The organism is Porticoccus sp. GXU_MW_L64 (assembly GCF_052983295.1).
On the sequence record NZ_JBRKJK010000053.1, the window covers coordinates 1 to 556 of the forward strand.

Annotated in this window: 1 protein-coding gene; it reads right to left on the reverse strand. The window is 57.9% G+C overall.

All coding sequences use genetic code 11. From position 1 onward, the window contains the following. A partial coding sequence (locus tag ACVBEJ_RS14600) for a tyrosine-type recombinase/integrase (RefSeq protein WP_447130369.1) occupies window positions 1-556 on the reverse strand: 556 nt, incomplete at both ends.

A 556-nucleotide genomic window follows, 5' to 3' on the forward strand; every position in this document is an offset into this window, starting at 1 on the left:
TTGAACGACCGCTGTGCGCCGCCGCGATCCATCACCCGTTTCGCGCTGTGTTGTTCCACAGCACCGCGTCCGGCGGGGAACAAAAAGCGGGGGTGGCGGTGTGTGGCCCAGTAACGGCGCAATGCCAACAGTGTCACCTTGGGCAACGTGACAAAGCGGTCTTTCTTGCCTTTGCCCAAACGCACATGCACCTTCATGCGCTCGGCATCAATATCACCTACCTGCAGGGTCAGAGCCTCCCCCAAACGCAGCCCCATGCTGTAGAGCGTGAGCAGGAAGGTGTGATAGCGCAGTTCCCGTGTGCCGTTGATGACCCGCTCTACCTGCTTGACGGTGAGAATATCCGGCAGCACCTTTTGGGTGGGTGGTTTGACGATATCCACCCAGTGCCACTCCTTGCGCAAGGTGTGTTTGTAGAAGAACTGCAGGCCGTTGCGATCGACTTTGACGGTGCTCCAGGAATGGGTGCGCACCAGTTCGGTAAAGTAGTCTTTGAGCTGTTGCTCCGACAGGTGTTCAGGGCATTGATCAAAGAACTCGGTGATGCGGCGTACGG